General features: G+C 50.3%; 20 protein-coding genes. 13 read left to right on the forward strand and 7 right to left on the reverse strand.

Going from position 1 to position 18,123, the window contains the following annotated elements; genetic code table 11:
- Positions 1 to 19: 19 nt before the first annotated feature.
- On the reverse strand, positions 20 to 295 hold the full coding sequence (locus Q8K39_RS20680) for a hypothetical protein (RefSeq protein ID WP_305263114.1): 276 nt from the start codon (positions 293 to 295) through the stop codon (positions 20 to 22).
- Positions 296 to 529: 234 nt separating this feature from the next.
- Positions 530 to 2,785: a PhoX family phosphatase gene (locus tag Q8K39_RS20685; protein WP_186955026.1), complete on the reverse strand. Its 2,256-nt coding sequence runs from the start codon at positions 2,783 to 2,785 to the stop codon at positions 530 to 532.
- 319 nt (positions 2,786 to 3,104) lie between these two features.
- Here Q8K39_RS20685 and Q8K39_RS20690 point away from each other — a divergent pair, with 319 nt between their 5' ends.
- The 11 genes from Q8K39_RS20690 (at position 3,105) to Q8K39_RS20740 (ending at position 12,975) form a co-directional block, all read left to right on the forward strand.
- Entirely contained in the window at positions 3,105 to 3,602 is a 498-nt protein-coding gene (locus Q8K39_RS20690) for a Fur family transcriptional regulator (RefSeq protein ID WP_305263115.1), read from the forward strand.
- Between the two features lie 22 nt (positions 3,603 to 3,624).
- A complete protein-coding gene (locus Q8K39_RS20695; protein ID WP_305263116.1) occupies positions 3,625 to 4,713 on the forward strand; it encodes a GTP-binding protein in 1,089 nt (362 codons plus the stop codon).
- A gap of 206 nt (positions 4,714 to 4,919) precedes the next feature.
- Positions 4,920 to 5,324 carry an RNA polymerase-binding protein DksA gene (gene dksA / locus Q8K39_RS20700; protein ID WP_110256573.1) on the forward strand — a complete coding sequence of 135 codons (405 nt, stop codon included), beginning with the start codon at positions 4,920 to 4,922 and terminating at the stop codon, positions 5,322 to 5,324.
- Positions 5,325 to 5,585: 261 nt separating this feature from the next.
- Positions 5,586 to 5,975 carry a hypothetical protein gene (locus Q8K39_RS20705; protein WP_186955029.1) on the forward strand — a complete coding sequence of 130 codons (390 nt, stop codon included), beginning with the start codon at positions 5,586 to 5,588 and terminating at the stop codon, positions 5,973 to 5,975.
- A 122-nt stretch (positions 5,976 to 6,097) separates the two neighbouring features.
- Positions 6,098 to 8,080, forward strand: coding sequence for a TonB-dependent receptor (locus Q8K39_RS20710; RefSeq protein ID WP_305263117.1), 1,983 nt, complete (start codon positions 6,098 to 6,100; stop codon positions 8,078 to 8,080).
- A 296-nt stretch (positions 8,081 to 8,376) separates the two neighbouring features.
- Positions 8,377 to 9,768, forward strand: a complete 1,392-nt coding sequence (locus tag Q8K39_RS20715; protein WP_305263118.1) for a hypothetical protein — start codon at positions 8,377 to 8,379, stop codon at positions 9,766 to 9,768.
- Between the two features lie 182 nt (positions 9,769 to 9,950).
- On the forward strand, positions 9,951 to 10,487 hold the full coding sequence (hslV, locus tag Q8K39_RS20720) for an ATP-dependent protease subunit HslV (protein ID WP_186955032.1): 537 nt from the start codon (positions 9,951 to 9,953) through the stop codon (positions 10,485 to 10,487).
- A 13-nt stretch (positions 10,488 to 10,500) separates the two neighbouring features.
- Positions 10,501 to 11,838, forward strand: coding sequence for an ATP-dependent protease ATPase subunit HslU (gene hslU / locus Q8K39_RS20725; RefSeq protein ID WP_186955033.1), 1,338 nt, complete (start codon positions 10,501 to 10,503; stop codon positions 11,836 to 11,838).
- Between the two features lie 26 nt (positions 11,839 to 11,864).
- Positions 11,865 to 12,074: a hypothetical protein gene (locus Q8K39_RS20730; protein ID WP_186955034.1), complete on the forward strand. Its 210-nt coding sequence runs from the start codon at positions 11,865 to 11,867 to the stop codon at positions 12,072 to 12,074.
- An 18-nt stretch (positions 12,075 to 12,092) separates the two neighbouring features.
- On the forward strand, positions 12,093 to 12,605 hold the full coding sequence (locus Q8K39_RS20735) for a GAF domain-containing protein (RefSeq protein ID WP_305263119.1): 513 nt from the start codon (positions 12,093 to 12,095) through the stop codon (positions 12,603 to 12,605).
- Positions 12,606 to 12,795: 190 nt separating this feature from the next.
- Positions 12,796 to 12,975 (forward strand): hypothetical protein, encoded by a 180-nt coding sequence (locus Q8K39_RS20740; protein WP_186955036.1) that lies wholly within the window; start codon positions 12,796 to 12,798, stop codon positions 12,973 to 12,975.
- A gap of 7 nt (positions 12,976 to 12,982) precedes the next feature.
- Here Q8K39_RS20740 and Q8K39_RS20745 read toward each other — a convergent pair whose 3' ends face one another.
- The 5 genes from Q8K39_RS20745 to Q8K39_RS20765 all read right to left on the reverse strand — a co-directional run bounded on the left by Q8K39_RS20745 (position 12,983) and on the right by Q8K39_RS20765 (position 15,912).
- The gene (locus tag Q8K39_RS20745) at positions 12,983 to 13,981 is read right to left on the reverse strand and encodes an NAD(P)H-dependent glycerol-3-phosphate dehydrogenase (protein ID WP_305263120.1); all 999 of its coding nucleotides are present in this window, start codon (positions 13,979 to 13,981) and stop codon (positions 12,983 to 12,985) included.
- A 108-nt stretch (positions 13,982 to 14,089) separates the two neighbouring features.
- Positions 14,090 to 14,539: an SH3 domain-containing protein gene (locus tag Q8K39_RS20750; RefSeq protein WP_186955038.1), complete on the reverse strand. Its 450-nt coding sequence runs from the start codon at positions 14,537 to 14,539 to the stop codon at positions 14,090 to 14,092.
- Positions 14,540 to 14,589: 50 nt separating this feature from the next.
- Positions 14,590 to 15,066, reverse strand: coding sequence for a protein-export chaperone SecB (gene secB / locus Q8K39_RS20755; protein WP_186955039.1), 477 nt, complete (start codon positions 15,064 to 15,066; stop codon positions 14,590 to 14,592).
- 163 nt (positions 15,067 to 15,229) lie between these two features.
- Positions 15,230 to 15,496: a glutaredoxin 3 gene (gene grxC, locus Q8K39_RS20760; protein WP_305263121.1), complete on the reverse strand. Its 267-nt coding sequence runs from the start codon at positions 15,494 to 15,496 to the stop codon at positions 15,230 to 15,232.
- Positions 15,497 to 15,510: 14 nt separating this feature from the next.
- Positions 15,511 to 15,912, reverse strand: a complete 402-nt coding sequence (locus Q8K39_RS20765) for a rhodanese-like domain-containing protein (RefSeq protein ID WP_305263122.1) — start codon at positions 15,910 to 15,912, stop codon at positions 15,511 to 15,513.
- A gap of 107 nt (positions 15,913 to 16,019) precedes the next feature.
- Here Q8K39_RS20765 and gpmA point away from each other — a divergent pair, with 107 nt between their 5' ends.
- Entirely contained in the window at positions 16,020 to 16,766 is a 747-nt protein-coding gene (gene gpmA / locus Q8K39_RS20770; RefSeq protein ID WP_186955042.1) for a 2,3-diphosphoglycerate-dependent phosphoglycerate mutase, read from the forward strand.
- A gap of 7 nt (positions 16,767 to 16,773) precedes the next feature.
- Positions 16,774 to 18,111, forward strand: a complete 1,338-nt coding sequence (locus Q8K39_RS20775) for a murein hydrolase activator EnvC (RefSeq protein ID WP_186955043.1) — start codon at positions 16,774 to 16,776, stop codon at positions 18,109 to 18,111.
- The last annotated feature ends 12 nt before the right edge of the window (positions 18,112 to 18,123 follow it).

The raw sequence follows: 18,123 nt of genomic DNA on the forward strand, positions 1-18,123 counted from the left end.
ACTATGTAAACTGTGCGGGTCAGCGCACCTTCGGCCTTTTGCCTTTGGAGAATTTCTTGTTGCTGCTGTAGTCTGGCTCAGTCGCAGGGCCAGCCGGGAAGGAAAATTCATCATAGGCTTTGCGCGTCTGCAACAGGATACTTGAGCCCTGGTAACGCCCGGTCAGTGGATGATCCTTGGCATTCGGTGCATCTGTTGTCAACACTTTTTCATAGGCTGGATCCGTTGCCGCATGGGCCAGCGAACTGATCAGCAAGGGTAGGACCAGCAAAGACGATTTCAGCGCATTGTGCATGATTTTCCAAGCTCTTTGGGAATAAAGTTTTCCACAATAGCTAGCAAATGTAGCACAGGATTTTGCTAGAAAGTGCCCAGTTCTATTTGCTTATAAAAAAAGATGAAAGCAGTGTATCCACGCTCCCAATAGTAGAAAGACGAAGGCCGTTCGAGAAATGGCGACAGCACAAACTCGCTCCCAAAAAAAAACGGCACATTCACATGTGCCGTTTTTTCGAAGCAAAAACTATTATCAACTACCGATACGGCCACCGTCATTTTTTGTAATCACGATAGTAGCTGAGCGTGGGCGTTTGCCTGCACCATAGCCAGCGTTGCTTGGCCACTGGCTGGTGTATTTGCTTGGATCAGCAATGTTTGCCATTGCTGTCGTCTCGCCAGGATGTTGTATATTGACAAACAACGCTTTTCCATCTGGAGTTTCGGCGATACCAGTCAATTCACAAGCCACTGGACCAACCAAGAAGCGTTTCAGTGTATCTGCTGTTGGTTTTTTACCTACATAAGTGCTGACATCCAGTGTCCCACCTTCTTTTTTTGGATAGCTCAAAGTGACTTTCGCGCCATCACCGACTTGCCCTGGCAAACCTGCAAGCATCATACAATTAGTCACATCAGTGTAAGCACCGTCATCTGTCTGTATCCAGCAGATTCCGGTAGCAGGGCTGAAAGCAAGTCCGTCTGGGCTGGACATGTCTTGATCATTTGTCAGGCTGGACAAATTGATTTTGCCAGCATCTGCGCTTGCTTCAGCGGCAAACAGATAGACATCCCATGTAAACACCAAAGCAGCAGAACCATCGGCACCTTCCTTCATGCGCAGAATATGGCCATTCGGATTGCCGTTTTGAGCGGTCGTACCCTTCATGTCGGTATAGGCACGTGGGTTGGCAGAATCAGGTACCAGTTGTGAGGAGCCTGTTGGATCAACATTGCGATTGCTGTTATTGGTCAGTGAGTAATAGATTTCACCATTGGCCGGGTTTGTTGAACACCATTCTGGTCTATCCATCTTGGTTGCACCCACTGCATCTGCAGCTAGGCGTGCATTCACGCAAATATCTGCTTGATCAGCAAATTTGTAAGTAGCAAAGTTCGCGATGAGAGGATTACTCATACTCAACTCTACCCATTTACCGCTTCCGTCTGCGGAGAACTGAGCTACAAACAATTTTCCACTATCAAGATACTTGTCGCCTGTAGCCAAAACATTGCTTGACGTTGCATCCGCGGCATCCCAGTTTGCTGTCGACACAAACTTGTAGATGTATTCGTTACGGGAATCATCACCCATGTAAACCGCCAGCGGTTTACCTGCGACTGGCTTACCAAAAGCTGCACTTTCATGCGCAAAGCGACCAAGGGCAGTACGTTTTTTTGCCAGTTTGGTTTTATCATAGGCGTCCATCTCGACGATGTAGCCCATACCGTTCATCTCATTACGGTAGTCATCGCTACCATTTGCAGAAGTGCCAAGCTTGCTGATATTCCAGCGTGCATATTTGTCATCCGTACCACCTGTTTCCCAGCCATGACGGGAATTACCTCCCTGGGAACTGCCATAACGCTTAAGTGCAACAACACTCTTGTCACTTGCCCGTGCTGCATCATCAGCTGCGCCGCGTGTGAAGTAACCTGCCCAGTTTTCCTCACCTGTCAGGAAGCTATTCCAGGGTGTTTTTCCTGTACCACAGTTATTCAAAGTGCCACGCGTTTTTTGTCCATTGCCAGAGTACTTTGTGACAGCCAAGGCGTTTCCACGCACAGGGCCCGAGAGCTCCATGTCAGTCAAGCAAGTGAAACGACGATTGAAGCTGGAATCTTTGACATATTCCCACTTGCTGCCAGTTTTGCGAACCTCAACAAAAGACACACCGTGCAGGGCCGTTTCTTTATCAACTTCCACTGCGGGGCGTGGCAATGTGGAAGTTCCGCCATTAGCATGAATGAAAAATGAAGAGCGCGTCTGGTCAGTAGTCGCCTCGTGATTTACGCCAAGCAAGCCACGTTCTACTGAACTAGCAGACGGCTTGCCATCCGCTGATAAACCGAACCATTCCATGCCGTCATGATGATCGCCGGCACGGTTCTCAAAATCGGTATCCGTACCGTCGTTTTTGTAAGCTGGTGTAGCTGCTGTCAGCGGATCACCCAAAGCATATATAGCAGTAGCGGTATAACCAGCAGGCACAACAACTACGTCAGCCAGACTCTTTGCAACTGCGGTGAAACCTAACAGTTTTTCAACTGGTGTAGTAACAACCGGTGTTGTTGAGATTGGTGCAGCGGTGTCATTTGATCCACCGCAAGCTGCCAGACCGACACTGCCAAACATGGCACTGACTGCCGTAGCTACGCCACCACGCAGCATATTGCGACGGCTGACACGAGTCTCCAGGACTGAGCTGAAGTGCTCGTTCGTCGTTTCGTTGTATCCAATGTCATCAGGATCAATTGCTTTGATGTTGCGATCGCTAGGTTTGTTCATGGCTGAGTTTCCTTGGTATCTTAGGGAGGGACAGAAGCGCAGGAGTCTAGCTGGCAAACATGACATGTAAATGACATAGTAACGATTGCATGCTGCAGGAATGCGCATTCAGAAGATGAAAGTTACGCGACTGCTGATGCAGTATTTGATTTTGGATAGTGATATTGCCTGCACCTGGGCTTGCAAGACTTCCTGTATTCCATTTACAAACATGCGGCTAGCAATCACACATGTTTTGCAACTGAATTGCATTTTGAGGCATAATACAGCTATGGCGCATGCCAGTTCTTGTGTCAGCCAGTAAAACCATGGACTTACGATGAAATTGCCGACCAACCGAGCCAGACCGGCCGCCCCTGCATATCACAACACAGCCTCCAGCCTGCTGTCGGGAGCGGGTGTGCGTGTGACCGGTGCACGCCTGAATGTCTTGTCAGAATTACTGGCCAGCCAGCGCGCCCTGTCCCATCTCGAAGTACAGGATGCTTTGCCAGAGATGGACAGAGTCACCTTGTACAGAGCGCTGGATTGCCTGACCGATGCCGGGCTGGCACATAAAATTTCTGGCGATGACAGGGTGTTTCGCTATAGCACAGGCAGTGAAACTGCCGGTAGCAAGGAACATCCGGCCCAGCATCAGCATGGGCATTTCAAATGTACGCGCTGTGCAAGGGTATTTTGCCTTGATGATGCCAAGCAACCAGTTGGCTTGCGTGACCAATTGCAGGCAAGCTTGCAAACCTCTCTGGGACGAGGCTTTCAAAGTCACGATATAGAGCTGACCATCAAAGGCTGGTGCGCCGACTGCGCAAAGTAAACTGTAACTGTGAGAAAAAATCATGGCATTAATTCCTACCACTATCCTCACCGGCTTTCTGGGTGCTGGCAAGACCACGCTGCTGAACCGTATTTTGCAAGAAGAGCATGGCCACAAGATTGCTGTCATTGAAAATGAATTCGGCCAGGAAAATATAGACAATGAAATCCTGATGCAGGACAGCAATGAGCAAATCGTGGAAATGAAAAATGGCTGTGTCTGTTGCACGGTGCGCGGTGACCTGATCGTCGCGCTAAGCAAGCTGATACAGCAAAAGAATGAAGGTAAGCTGAGCTTTGACCGCGTCATCATAGAAACCACAGGCCTGGCCAACCCTGGCCCGGTGGCGCAAACGTTTTTTGTCGATGAAGAAGTTGGCACCTATTACATGTTGGATGCAGTTGTTACGGTAGTCGATGCCCGCCATGGCATGCAACAACTTGACGAACATGAAGAAGCTCAGCGCCAGGTTGGTTTTGCCGACAAGATCCTGCTGTCGAAAACTGATCTGGTCGATGCAGAAGCAGTGACGGCATTACGCGCCCGCCTGGCACGCATGAACCCGCGTGCACCCATCAGCGCCGTCGATTTTGGCAAGATTGCCATCAGCGAAGTGCTGGATCTGAAAGGCTTCAACCTGAATGCCAAGCTGGATCTGGACCCCGACTTCCTGCGTGCGGAAGAAGAGGAGCATGCGCACGAGCATGATGCCTGCGCTGACGATTGCACCCATGAACATCACCAGCACAAAGAACATGGTGATCACGGTGACCATGCTCCACACGTACACAACCACCATCACGCCCACCATTCTGACGATATCGCTGCCTTTGTCTTCAAGAGCACCCGCCCTTTCAATACCGGTCAACTGGATGAGTTTCTGGGTGGCCTGGTACAAGTCTTTGGCCCGCGGATGTTGCGTTATAAAGGCGTATTGTTGATGGAAGGCGCAGACCGCAAGGTCATCTTCCAGGGCGTGCATCAAATCATGGGGACGGATGTCGGGGCCAAGTGGGGAGAAGATGAATTGCGCGAAAGCAAGATGGTGTTTATTGGCAAAAATCTACCTAAAGACATATTTATTCAAGGTTTGGAGCATTGTTTGGTATAAACTAGCGGGCTATTGAAGTCAGACGTTGTCTGTCGTGCAAGTGGCATTCATGCAAATGTCATTTACTTTATCAATAAGGGGAGGATAATTGTCTGGGACAAATGTTGTTTCAGATTTGTTCTATGTATTAACCCGTCGTATCGAAAGTTAGCGAAGTGGCAACTAAATCACCTAAATCGACTGCTACAGTCAGCGCACCCGAAGCTCTGCTCACGGAGGAAGAAATCCTCAAGATGGGCGAGAAGGACTATATGAACGCTGCACAACTGGCATTTTTCAAGGCCCGTTTGCAGCAGCTTGAGAAGGATTTATTGAAGAACGCCGACGAAACCACCGAGCATCTTCGTGAAACCGTATTAGTACCAGACCCGGCAGACCGTGCCACGATAGAGGAAGAACACGCGCTGGAATTGCGCACCCGCGATCGTGAACGCAAATTGCTGAAGAAGGTACAGCAATCCATCAATAGTATTGATGAAGGCGATTACGGCTGGTGCGAAGAAACCGGTGAACCCATTGGTGTTCCACGCCTGCTGGCGCGTCCAACAGCGACCCTGTCGCTGGAAGCACAGCAAAGACGTGAAATGAAGCAAAAGTTGTACGGTGACTGAGCATTAACATCAATTTGTAACGCTTCTGGCTCACAAAAGCGTGCGGTGGCAACTGCGCGCTTTTTTATTGCCACAATATGCAACCAAGTTGCATAGCAATGAACTTTTGCGCGATAATTCGTTCTTAATGCTGGTTCTTATTTGTCACACATAATGTGCTTTAATCCATTTAATTTATACAATGACAAATAAATGTCGGTTTTTTACGACATATTCTCCAGCATTTTTTACTGCAAGATAAACCGGAAATTCAAACTGAAGATGTTACGGCCCCTACAGATCAATACGCACAATAGCAAACGCTGGTTGCTGTGCCTGCTATTGCCTGTCTTATTGTTCACACAATGGCTGGGGCTGGCACATAAGATTTCGCATGCTGGCTGGAACGGCAATCAAGCCCCTGCTGTTGTGCTGCAGCCTGCTGCGCAACTTGGTGCTTTCCTGTTCGGCAGCCAGGATGATGGCAATATCTTGCACTCTTGCGCCCTGTATGACGCTGCGACAGCAGCAGAATACCTGCAACATCTACCGGATGCCATGGCCAGCCATAGCAGCAAGGCAGTCGCTGGCTCCCGCGCAGCCATACTGAGCTGGCTGGCAGCCCTGCAAGTCCCCTTCTCTTCCCGCGCCCCACCTTCCCTGCTTGCATGATGAAAGCCCTGGCTTCCTTTACGAGGCCTGAGGTTATTTGATTTTTCAGGTGCAATGCTTGCGCCTGAGGTCTTGTCATTCTTCGCTCTATTTTTTGCCTCATTTCGCAAACAGGAAACACCATGGTTTTTCAACGCACACTGATCACCAGCGCCGTGCTGGCCCTTTTGACGCCTACCACTCAGGCCGTGGCCGAAAGTGCCCCCGGCAATACAATCAACACTGTCACCGTCACTTCCAATCCCATCAGTAACGATGAGAATATGCAAGTGCTTACCCCCGCCAAGATTCTTTCTGGACCTGAACTCAGGGCCAAAGTCGGCACTTCTCTGGGCGACACGCTGGGGAGCGAACTGGGTGTATCCGCTTCCGGTTTTGGTGCTGGCGCATCGCGCCCGATTATCCGTGGCCTGGAAGGCCCGAGGGTCAAGATTCTGCAAAATGGCATGTCTGTGGCGGATGTATCGAGCCTGTCGAATGACCATGCAGTCGCCAGTGAAAGTGCTACTGCACAGCAGATAGAAGTCTTGCGAGGTCCGGCGGCCTTGCTGTATGGCAGTGGCGCCATAGGCGGGCTGGTCAATGTCATCGACAACCGCATACCCACTGTTTTGAACAAGAAAGTGACGGGCGAAGCTGAAGTACGTCTGGGTACGGTGAATCAGGAAAAGAGCCTGTCGTTTTCCCTCGACGGCTCCAGCGGCGTCATTGGCCTGCATGTGGATGGCAGCAGCCGCGACACGGGAAACTACAAAATACCTGGCAATGGAAGTATGCCTTCCAGCTTTACCCGCGAATCTTCTTTGACAGCCGGCGCCTCGCTCATCCAAAACTGGGGGTATATAGGTGCGGCTGTACAAACACTGAATGACCGCTATGGCATACCAACGGAAGAACGTTCTTTCATCGATTTGAATCAAAACCGTCTGGATATTGATGGCTTGCTGAATTCACCATTAAGTGGTTTCGACAGCCTCAAATATAAATTCAGCGCGACCGACTACAAGCACACAGAAAAATCCGAAGATGGCACACCCATCACCAATTTCAAGAACCAGATGCTGGAAAGCCGCATCCTCTTGTCCCATCCATCCTGGGCAGGTTGGCAAGGTAGCTGGGGTTTGCAGACCGAGCAGGTAAAGTTCTCTGCCTTGTCTGCTGAAACTGGCCGTGCCGACACTGTGCCCAACACCAAATCCACTTCTGTTGCTGCCTTTTTTGTAGAACAAAAACAATTTGCCGATGTCATGGCCAGCACAGGTATGCGCTTTGAAAATGTGAAGCGCACCCCGGACGCCAGTACTGGACTGAAAGCGCGTGATTTCAACTTGTTCTCAGCCTCTCTAGGTGGTCTGTGGCAATTTGATAAATCTTATGGTGCAGGCTTGAGTCTGTCATGGGCGCAGCGTGCACCGGCGACAGAGGAATTGTATTCAGCTGGCCCACATGAATCGACGGCCACTTTCGACATTGGTAGTGTCGATATGAAGAAAGAAGCTTCACGTAATCTGGAACTCAGCCTGCAAAAGACGCATGGCCTGCTGCGCTGGAAAATCAATGCCTTCTTGAACAAGGTGAATAATTACATCTACGGCCATACTAACGGTATCAAAGTAGATGAAGCAGGCATGCCCGATGCTGATGCCGAATTCACCTTGCGCAACTGGTCGCAGGCATCGGCCACCATACGCGGCGGTGAAGCCGAGATCAGTTACAATCTGCTGGGTGATGGCTGGTCAGGTCGTGCTTTTGCCGATTATTCGCGCGGCAGTCTCGATAATTTGGGCAATTTGCCGCTGCAACCAGCAACCCGTACCGGCTTTGACCTGACTTACCGCACTGGTGGCTGGCGTGCGGGTGTGAATGTCTTGCATGCTCTGCGCCAGGACAGACTGGCTAGTTTCGAGGCTTTTGTTACACCAGCTTATACCAAGGTTGATACCAGCCTGACTTACACCCACCCTTACCAGAATATGCAACTGACCTGGTTCCTGATGGCGAAGAATCTCCTGAATCAGGATATCCGTCTTTCTACTTCAGTGTTGAAAGAAACCCTGCCACAACCTGGTAGAAATGTCATGGCAGGGCTCAGAGCCAGCTTTTAATGTTAAAAAATCAGCTAAGAATTGCAAGAAAAATGTAAGCAGATGTAATTGACACTTAAGTTATTAATTCATAAGCTGATGGTATAGGAGGCGGTATCCGCCTCCATTTTCTGCAAAAATGCTGCTTTTTTGCAAGGTTTTCGACGATCATGGGGAGCAGTTAACAGAACATTCGACGAAAAACTGTTTCTTGTAGTTGAGCCCAGTCAACCATTCACACGGAAATCAGAATATACTAAGCACTCGTCAAATTCGCTGCCGGACTGTCAGCGCTTCTATTCTTATTCGGGAACAAAGTGGGGATTTTTTCTCTTTTCGGTAAAAAAGGTGTCAAGCAAGAAGATCGCTCCACCGAGAAATCTTCTTCGAGAAAGACGCGCTCCAAGAATGGTAATACCGTCATTGGCGGTTTCCAGGACAGTGAGGTTTTTAGCAATTCGATTATTGCTCAGCGCCATATCGCCCGCGCTACCGAGAGAAAAATAGACGCCATAGAATTTGAAATGTCGCGCGACATCGTCAAAACCCGTCCGCCGACCTTTACCAAAACTGATCTGGGTGCACCGACCGAGCCGCTGGAAAGAAAAGTGCCGCCAGTAGAATTCCAGACCACATTGCCGATGATGATGCCTACAGATTATCTGTTGGGGCAAAATTCGGAAATGTCAGCATCTGCTCTCGCCTATAGCGAAACCGTCCCGGTACTTGAAGAAGCAGCCATCCTGTTTGCCAGCGGCCAGAATGAAGTCGCCGAGCAAATGCTGGCTTCTGCCGTGCATAACCACGAGCTTGGTGGTGCCACGGAAATTGGCTGGCAAATGCTGTTTGACCTGTACCGCATTACCAATGACCAGCACAAGTTTGAAAGCCTGTCGCTCGATTACGCCAATAAATTTGAAACCTCGCCGCCACTGTGGCCAGAAAACCAGACCAGCAACGACAATGATGCTGAAGTCCAGGGTGATACCACGGTTGCGAATGTCAGCTTCCCGGCCAAGCTCGATAGCGGCACCATCAAGTCACTGGAAAAATTGCAGGTAGCTGCAGGCAAGAGCAAAAGCTTGCGCCTGGATTTTTCGCGCGTCAAGGAAGTAGACCCCATAGGCTGCGGCTTGTTATTGCGCGCACTCAAGGGCTTAAAAAAATCCGGTCATGACTTGATGCTGGTAGGTGCCAAAGACCTGGCAGATAAAATCCGCAGCATTTTGCTGGTGGGCCGCCGTGATGAAACCGAAGCACCCTGGTTGTTGTTGCTGGAAATTTTGCAATTACTGCATTTTGAACAAGCCTTCGAAGAAGTCAGTATGGATTACTGTATTACTTTCGAAGTGTCGCCTCCTTCATTTGAAGCACCAAAGAACAATATCACCAGCGCCATGCCTGAAGTCCAGGAGCAGGAAGAAGCAACTGACCGCTATATGATGCCAAAAGTGGTCGAAGGCAAGACAGAATTCCTGATATCCAATATTGCCCTGCAGGCAGAACAGCACAATCCGCTGATTCTTGATTGCACCCGCCTGGAAAGGGTGGAATTTGGGGCCTCTGCACAATTGCTAAATGGCCTGGCACCGATTGCCAGCAAAGCTGGCATGAATATACGCTTTGAAGGCGTCAATTATCTGGTCATGATGTTATTCAATGCCATGGGCCTGAAAAACATCGCCAGCATCATCCCCCGCAAGCACTAAACTCAAAAAGGCAGGCAAGCAGCCTGCAGCCGGGTGAAACATGCACCCGGTTTTTTCATGCTTGCAATTCAGAAAAAACACCCCATTTTCAACAAAACAGGCAATTTGGCCTGCTTTCCCTGCTTGCTACTGGCTTATGGCTTGATCAGTTTGCAGGAATGGCAATATTCTTTGAGGTTCATATGGAACAATTTCACGGCACCACCATTTTGACGGTGCGACGCGGTAATCTGGTGGCCCTGGGTGGCGACGGCCAGGTAACACTGGGCAATATCGTCATGAAGGGGACTGCCCGCAAGGTACGCAAGCTGTATCACAACAAGGTGCTGGCAGGTTTTGCTGGCGGAACTGCAGATGCCTTCACCCTGATAGAACGTTTTGAATCCAAGCTGGAAAAACACCAGGGCCATTTGATGCGCGCCTCGGTGGAACTGGCCAAAGACTGGCGCACAGACCGCATGTTGCGACGCCTTGAAGCCATGCTGCTGGTAGCTGACAAGGATACAACACTGGTCATCACCGGTAATGGGGATGTGCTGGAACCCAACCAGGGGATAGGCGCGATAGGCTCGGGTGGCACGTTTGCTCAGTCCGCCGCGATTGCCCTGTTTGAAAATACTGACTTGTCGCCCATCGACATCGTCAAAAAGTCACTGACTATTGCTGGTGAGTTGTGCATTTATACCAACTTGTCGCACACCATAGAAACACTGGAATAGATTGGAATATGCAATGAACATGACCCCGCAAGAGATCGTCTCTGAACTTGATAAACATGTGGTTGGCCAGTCCAAGGCCAAGCGCGCTGTCGCGATCGCCCTGCGTAACCGCTGGCGCCGTCAACAGGTGCAAGAACCGCTGCGCCATGAAATCACGCCTAAAAACATCTTGATGATAGGACCTACCGGCGTAGGCAAAACCGAGATCGCCCGTCGCCTGGCCAGGCTGGCTGATGCACCCTTTATCAAGATAGAAGCCACCAAGTTCACTGAAGTTGGTTATGTCGGTCGTGATGTTGATACCATCATCCGCGACCTCGTCGATATCGGCATCAAGCAAACCCGCGAAGCCGCTACCCGCAAAGTGCGCGCCCGTGCCGAAGATGCGGCAGAAGACCGCATCCTCGACATCCTGTTGCCGCCAGCGCGCGATTTTGGTTTCCAGCCAAGCGAAACCGAAGCTGCACCTGCTGACAATACTACCCGCCAGACTTTCCGCAAGCGTCTGCGTGAAGGTGCACTGGATGACAAGGAAGTTGAAATCGAAGTGGCAGAAGGTGTAGCACACATGGAAATCATGGCCCCACCTGGCATGGAAGAAATGACCGAGCAAATCAAGACCATGTTTTCGGGCATGGGCAATGGCCGCAAGAAATCACGCAAGCTGAAAATCAAGGAAGCGATGAAGCTTCTGATAGAAGAAGAAGCGGGCAAACTGGTCAATGAAGAAGAATTAAAGCAGGATGCGATTCGCAATGTAGAGCAAAATGGCATCGTCTTCCTCGATGAGATCGACAAGATCGCTTCGCGTTCAGAAACTGGTGGCGCAGAAGTTTCACGCGCTGGTGTACAGCGCGACTTGCTGCCACTGGTAGAAGGCACGACAGTGAATACCAAGTACGGCATGGTCAAGACTGACCATATCCTGTTTATTGCTTCCGGCGCTTTCCATCTGGCCAAGCCGTCTGACCTGATCCCTGAGTTGCAAGGCCGCTTCCCTATCCGTGTGGAACTGGAATCTTTGTCCATTGCTGATTTTGAACGTATTTTGACCGGCACCGATGCCTGCCTGACACGCCAGTACCAGGCTTTGCTGGCAACGGAAGAAGTGCAGATAGACTTCACACCTGAAGGCGTCGAACGTCTGGCTGGTATCGCTTATTCAGTCAATGAAACGACAGAAAATATCGGTGCCCGCCGCTTGTACACGGTCATGGAAAAGCTGTTGGAAGAGATTTCTTTCAATGCGCACCAAAATACCGGCAAGACTGTGATCATTGATGCGGCCTATGTCAATGAACGCCTGGAAGCCCTGTCGGTGAATGAAGATCTGTCACGCTACGTACTGTAAATCAATTTATAAATCCGGGGTTTGGTATGGCAAACAAGGCGCTGGCAACACGACAACGCATGCAGTTTCGCGTTGAGCCTTCACAAGCCCCGGCCAAAGGCCGAGGTAGTCAGACCAAGAAAGTCTTGCCTGACTACCTCGGCAGCAAGAATAGAAATACCAAACCCCTATCTCCACCTGTGAATGCTACAGTTCATGTCACGGCCAAAAGCACAGACAAGCAGGGGAAAGATTAACTTTTCTGGAATTCACCCATGTTTACCACTTCTGCTGCCAGCGACCAACCCGATTACCCCATGCTGGCACGCCAGTTGGTCAGCGTACTGGAAGGTGAGCGCAATCTAGTCACCAATGCAGCCCAGTTTTCTGCCTTCATCTACAGCAGCATCAGCGATTTGAACTGGGCAGGTTTTTACCTGTGCGCACCGGCCAGCAAACCGGATGCAGAGTTTCCCAATGATTTGCTGTTAGGCCCTTTCCAGGGCAAGGTTGCCTGTACCCGTATTCCTTTCAAACGCGGGGTATGTGGTACGGCAGCTGCAGAGCGACGTACTGTGCTGGTAGAGGATGTGCATGCATTTCCCGGACATATCGCCTGCGACTCTGCCTCGAACTCTGAAATCGTCATCCCCTTGATTAAGGATGGCGTCATTTACGGTGTGTTTGATATCGACAGCCCTCGTCTGAAGCGCTTCGGAGCAGAAGACCAGTTGGGTCTGGAAAATCTGCTCTCCATCTTTATTGCGGCGACGGATTTGAACCAGTAACAATACCAGCCAGAAATGTGGCAAGCAACAGACAAAGACCATGGTAGCCATGGTCTTTTTTGTTAAGCTATGTCAAAACTGCTTAAGTTCGTGCTTTGCCGCTCTACACTGAGTTATCCACACTTGGTAACCACAGCAGCATCAGGGAGATGGCATCATGGCAGGATGCAGACGCCGGAAAATGCTACACATGCACAAACAGCCTTTGCGCAGACGTGATGTGTTGACACGCTTTATGGTCGACCTGGGCATTCACTATCTTGAGCTCATGGGCCTGACAAAAGCCATGCACTTCTTGCGCAGGCACCATGTGCCTGATACCGTCATCGCCCGTGTCTTGCATTCCCCTGAGAATCGACGGCGCTATTAAGATAGTCTTAGTGGATTTCCTGCTTGGCATCCCTGGCCAGCAAACGACTGATCATCTCTTGCAAGGATATTCCATCAAACAAGACACCTGCCACTGCATCGGTAATCGGCATTTGCACCCCCAGGCGCTGAGCCAGTAAACGCACTTCCTGGGCGCAACGAACGCCTTCTGCGACATGACCCAATTCCTGCACGATGGTCTCCAGAGATTTTCCCTGGGCCAGTGCCAGGCCAACCTTGCGGTTACGAGACAGGTCTCCAGTACAGGTCAAGATCAAATCACCCACGCCTGTCAAGCCCATCAGGGTTTCTGAGCGGCCACCAAGAGCGACGCCGAGACGGCTGATTTCTGCCAGGCCACGGGTGATCAGGGCGGCACGCGCATTCAGGCCCAGGCCCAGGCCGTCGGCCACGCCAGTAGCTATCGCCAGGATATTCTTGACGGCACCGCCAACTTCAACGCCGACCATATCGTCACTGGAATACACGCGCATGGCATTCACATGGAGGGCTTGCACCACCAGGCGGCTGAGTTCGCTCGATGTAGATGCTATTGTCAGCGCACACGGCAAGCCTTTGGCGACTTCTTGTGCAAACGAGGGACCAGACAAGGCACCAAAAGACACTCCCGAGCCCAGCACTTGCCTAGCCACCTGATGTGGCAAAAGCTGGGTAGATTCTTCAAAACCCTTGCATAGCCAGATGATGTTATTGGGCTGGTAGGCCTTACAGGCTTCCAGCGTAGAGCGCAAACCCGAGACTGAGGTGGCGATCACCAGCAAGCCTTCGGAGCCAGCCGCATGCGCCATGGCAGTAGCAAAATCCGCCGTGACCTGCAAGCTTTCAGGGAAAGGGAAGCCGCGCAGATAGGTTTCGTTTTGCCTGTCTGTCTGCATGGCTGACATGGCAGCCTGATTACGCCCCCAAAGCAAGACATTATTTTTTGCTGCAAAGGCAATTGCCATGGCCGTGCCCCAGGCACCTGCACCCAATACGCTGATATTCATACTAGTCCCTGACTCCTGCTTATTTTAATAACCGGGTAGATGTAAAAAAAGGACAGCAGGCTGTCCTTTTTTGCAAACTGTCATCTGCCTAAACATGCAATCCAGGCACTACAAGCCCCAGACTTCATTGACTTTGACAAAACCAAGCTGGCCGTCGCGGTGCTTCACTTTAACCCAACCCGCCACCGCAGGCTCGGCCATTTCCAGCAAGACATGCTTGTCGGCACTGAACACAAGGGGCGAGGATTCATCTGCAGTTGCCCTGATCTTGGCATTGGCTGCACGTACGATGAGACTGCGGCGGGTGATCAAGTCTTTTGACTCGACCCAGCTCATGTCGCCACTGACATCACGTACTTTACTCCATGCGCCGGAAGTAAACACCACTTCCACCGGCATACCTCGTGGGGCGACCGCCAATTTACCACCTTTGGCAGAAGGTGCATCGTACATGATCACCGGCGAAGCCCCGATAGCACGGAACTCCAGAGCCTGAGCAGCACTACTCGCGAGCAGCGTCAAAAACAGCAGAGGCAAGGGCTTCAGCAGGCGTGGCATGGCTATCTTTCTCATACCAATCTGGCCTGGGCCGGATTGGTATCAATTAATTACTGAATTGTTGTAGGCGCTTCAGTGTTGGCATTTGCCTGTTCAGCAGCAATTGTCAAACGTTGTGCATAGAAAGCTTCAAAATTGATTTCTGACAAATGGATAGGAGGGAAACCAGCACGTGTGATCGCATCAGCTACGTTGGAACGCAGATATGGATAGACGATGTTAGGGCAGCCGATACCCAGCAGAGGATCGAGTTGATCTTCAGGGATATTGCGCGCTTCGAAAATACCAGCTTGTTTGCCTTCAACCAGGAAAGCCACTTTTTCGCCGATTTTTGCAGTAACAGTCACTGTCACTGTGGATTCGTAGATGCCATCTGCCAGCTTTTCAGAGCCAACATCAACGGACACTTCTATGCCAGGGGCTTCTTGTTCCAGGAAAATTGCTGGAGAATTAGGCTGTTCAAGCGACAAATCTTTCAGATAAACGCGTTGAATTTGGAATACGGGCTGCAGATTTTCGTCAGACATGTGAAACTTTCTAAAATTCTAAAAGATTAATAATGAACAGCGAGACTGGCAGATAAGGCCGTTTCCAGCCATTTCAAGATCGCAGCGCGCTATTGTAGCAAGTAGTCTGCAAAAACAGCAATTTACCGCGCAAACCCATAGAAAATCTGGCAAACCCCTGTTTTTACTCAAGCGGATTCAGCAAAGGATCAAGTTTACCCGCCCTGTCGAGGGCCGAAATGTCATCAAAACCACCTACATGGGTGTCGCCTATATAGATTTGGGGCACAGTGCGGCGACCAGTTTTCTTCATCATCGCTTCGCGCACACCAGGTTCCAGATCAACCCGGATTTTTTCTATATCGTCCACACCCTTGGACTTCAACAGGCGTTCAGCCATCGTGCAATAAGGGCAAACGGCTGTGGTATACATGACTACATGGGCTTTCATGATGCTCTCCTGCTTCACTTTACTGTTGGCAAGCCTTGCGACTTCCAGGAATCTATACCACCATCCAGGCTAAAAACCTGGGTAAAACCGGCTTTGCTGAGCAAACCGGCAGCACTGGAGGAACGCACGCCGGAAGCGCATACCGTAATAACAACATTGCTTTTTGACTTTTCTATCTCTTTCAATCTGTCGTTCAAGGCTGACAGCGGGATATTTTTAGCATTTGGCAAATGTCCGGCAGCAAATTCTTCTGCACTACGAACATCCAGCACCAGGGTTTTCCCCTGATTCATGTATTGTGTGGCTTGAAAATGCGATACCTTGGCACCACGTCTTTGTAAAGCAGGTATCAGCAATGCGCCGCCAGAAATAATGGCAAGACCTAACCAGAATATATTATCAAAAATGAAATTCACAGGATTCCAGTAGTAAGAATGGTTATCAGAAGCGCGTCATTATAAAATAGATGGCGCAATCGCATACTAATTCACTCATCTCATCTTATCTCACCCTCTAGCACACTATGTATAAAATCGTTTTAATGCGCCACGGCGAATCTACCTGGAACCTGGACAACCGTTTTACTGGCTGGACTGATGTTGATCTGACAGCAAAAGGCGTGGCTGAAGCCACCCAGGCAGGCAAGCTGCTCAAAGAAGCTGGCCTGACTTTTGATCTGGCCTATACCTCGGTACTGAAACGTGCGGTCCGTACGCTGTGGGGCACACTCGATGAAATGGACTTGATGTGGCTGCCAGTGATTCATGACTGGCGTTTGAACGAGCGCCATTATGGTGCTCTGCAAGGCTTGAACAAGGCTGAGACAGCGGCAAAATATGGTGATGAGCAAGTGCTGGTGTGGCGTCGCAGCTATGACACACCACCTCTGCCACTGGCAGAAGATGACGACCGCACTTCCTTCAATGACCCGCGCTATGCTGGCCTGAAACGCAGTCAGATCCCGCTGACTGAATGTCTGAAAGATACAGTTGCCCGCGTCATGCCAGCGTGGGATGACAGCATTGCCCCGGCAATACGCTCCGGCAAGCGCATCCTGATTTCTGCTCATGGGAATAGCCTGCGCGCCCTGATCAAGATGCTGGACGGCATCAGCGACGACGACATCGTCAACCTGAATATCCCGAATGGACAGCCACTGGTGTATGAACTGGATGCCGACCTCAAACCGATCAAACATTATTATCTGGGTGACCAGGACGCGATCGCCGCTGCCTTGCAAGCAGTTGCCAGCCAGGGCAAGTCCAAGTAAGTATTGAATGCCATTTAAATCCAAGTCTTTACTTGCAGCCTTGCTGTGCCTGTCACTGGCAGGTACGGCATCGTTGGCTGTGGCTGCCAGCAGTGCCCGCGCCCAGCAAAAAAACAAGGCAGAAACTGACAGGGCCGAGTTGCAAAACCGCCTGAAAGCCCTCAAAACCGATATCAATAAAACAGAAACAGCCAAGGACAATGCCAGCGACGCCCTGGCCGAGTCCGAAAAGTCAATTTCAGAAGCCAACCGTTCTTTACGTGACTTACAGGCAGAACAGGCGCAGACTGAAGCAAAGGTAAAACAACTTTTAGATCAACAACAAGCGTTGACCGACAAGGTTGAAAAGCAAAAAAATCAGTTATCAAATTTCTTACGCCGTCAGTACATACGCGGTGATAGCGACCGTATCAAATTACTACTCTCCGGGGACAACCCCAATCGCATCAATCGTGAACTGCAATACATGAGTTATGTATCGCAAACCCAAGCAAAGATGATCGATGCCTTGCGCGTGAGTCTGCAAGCAGTGGAAAAAAATGCCGAAGAGGCCAAGGAAGCCAAGGCGGAACTTGATGAAATTGCAGATGAAGAAAAAAGTCACAAGCTGGCACTGGAAAAAGAGAAAAAACGTCATGCCACATTAGTAAGTCAGTTGGCAGAAAAATTATATGTACAAAAAAAACAGGCTGATAGCCTAGAAAAAGATGAACAAAGACTGGCAAATCTGGTCTCACAATTAAATAAACTAATTGAAGAACAAGCCAAGGCGGATGCAGCCAGGGCAGCACTGGAAGAAAAACAGCGCCAGGAAAGAATTGCAGCAGCACAGAAAGAAAGAGCCAGACAGGCGGCACAAGGCAAAAAGCCAGCGAAAATCACCAATCCCAATGCGATTGATGACGACGAACCACCCAAACAGGCAAGGGCAGCAGCCCCGCCCGCTGGTGAGTTTGACAAGCTCAAGGGCCAATTGCGTTTGCCGGTAAAAGGAGAAATCCTCGCCAAATTTGGTAGCAAGCGTGCTGACGGGCCTAGCTGGAAAGGCATGTTCATCAAGGCGAGTGAAGGTGCAGAAATCAAGACCATCGCCCCGGGCAAAGTGATTTTTGCCGATTGGTGGAAGGGGTATGGAAATATGGTGATTGTTGACCATGGCGGCAGCTACTGGAGCCTGTATGGCAATAATCAGGCAGTATTGAAGCACGTCGGCGATGTGGTAAAAACGGGTGATGTCATTGCCAGTGCCGGAAACAGCGGCGGTAATGAAGAATCAGGTTTATACTTTGAAGTACGTCATCAGGGACGTGTATTTGATCCTTTGAACTGGATCGTTGTTAAATAGGCTTTAGGTGAA

This window comes from Undibacterium sp. (assembly GCF_030683615.1).
GTDB classification, from domain to species: Bacteria; Pseudomonadota; Gammaproteobacteria; order Burkholderiales; family Burkholderiaceae_D; genus Undibacterium; species Undibacterium umbellatum.

Coding starts and splice junctions, on each gene's coding strand:
- Q8K39_RS20680 (WP_305263114.1), bottom strand. CDS start 295: ATGCACAATGCGCTGAAATCGTCTTTGCTGGTCCTACCCTTGCTGATC.
- Q8K39_RS20685 (WP_186955026.1), bottom strand. CDS start 2,785: ATGAACAAACCTAGCGATCGCAACATCAAAGCAATTGATCCTGATGAC.
- Q8K39_RS20690 (WP_305263115.1), top strand. CDS start 3,105: ATGAAATTGCCGACCAACCGAGCCAGACCGGCCGCCCCTGCATATCAC.
- Q8K39_RS20695 (WP_305263116.1), top strand. CDS start 3,625: ATGGCATTAATTCCTACCACTATCCTCACCGGCTTTCTGGGTGCTGGC.
- Q8K39_RS20705 (WP_186955029.1), top strand. CDS start 5,586: ATGTTACGGCCCCTACAGATCAATACGCACAATAGCAAACGCTGGTTG.
- Q8K39_RS20710 (WP_305263117.1), top strand. CDS start 6,098: ATGGTTTTTCAACGCACACTGATCACCAGCGCCGTGCTGGCCCTTTTG.
- hslV (WP_186955032.1), top strand. CDS start 9,951: ATGGAACAATTTCACGGCACCACCATTTTGACGGTGCGACGCGGTAAT.
- hslU (WP_186955033.1), top strand. CDS start 10,501: ATGAACATGACCCCGCAAGAGATCGTCTCTGAACTTGATAAACATGTG.
- Q8K39_RS20730 (WP_186955034.1), top strand. CDS start 11,865: ATGGCAAACAAGGCGCTGGCAACACGACAACGCATGCAGTTTCGCGTT.
- Q8K39_RS20735 (WP_305263119.1), top strand. CDS start 12,093: ATGTTTACCACTTCTGCTGCCAGCGACCAACCCGATTACCCCATGCTG.
- Q8K39_RS20740 (WP_186955036.1), top strand. CDS start 12,796: ATGCACAAACAGCCTTTGCGCAGACGTGATGTGTTGACACGCTTTATG.
- Q8K39_RS20745 (WP_305263120.1), bottom strand. CDS start 13,981: ATGAATATCAGCGTATTGGGTGCAGGTGCCTGGGGCACGGCCATGGCA.
- Q8K39_RS20750 (WP_186955038.1), bottom strand. CDS start 14,539: ATGCCACGCCTGCTGAAGCCCTTGCCTCTGCTGTTTTTGACGCTGCTC.
- secB (WP_186955039.1), bottom strand. CDS start 15,066: ATGTCTGACGAAAATCTGCAGCCCGTATTCCAAATTCAACGCGTTTAT.
- grxC (WP_305263121.1), bottom strand. CDS start 15,496: ATGAAAGCCCATGTAGTCATGTATACCACAGCCGTTTGCCCTTATTGC.
- gpmA (WP_186955042.1), top strand. CDS start 16,020: ATGTATAAAATCGTTTTAATGCGCCACGGCGAATCTACCTGGAACCTG.
- Q8K39_RS20775 (WP_186955043.1), top strand. CDS start 16,774: ATGCCATTTAAATCCAAGTCTTTACTTGCAGCCTTGCTGTGCCTGTCA.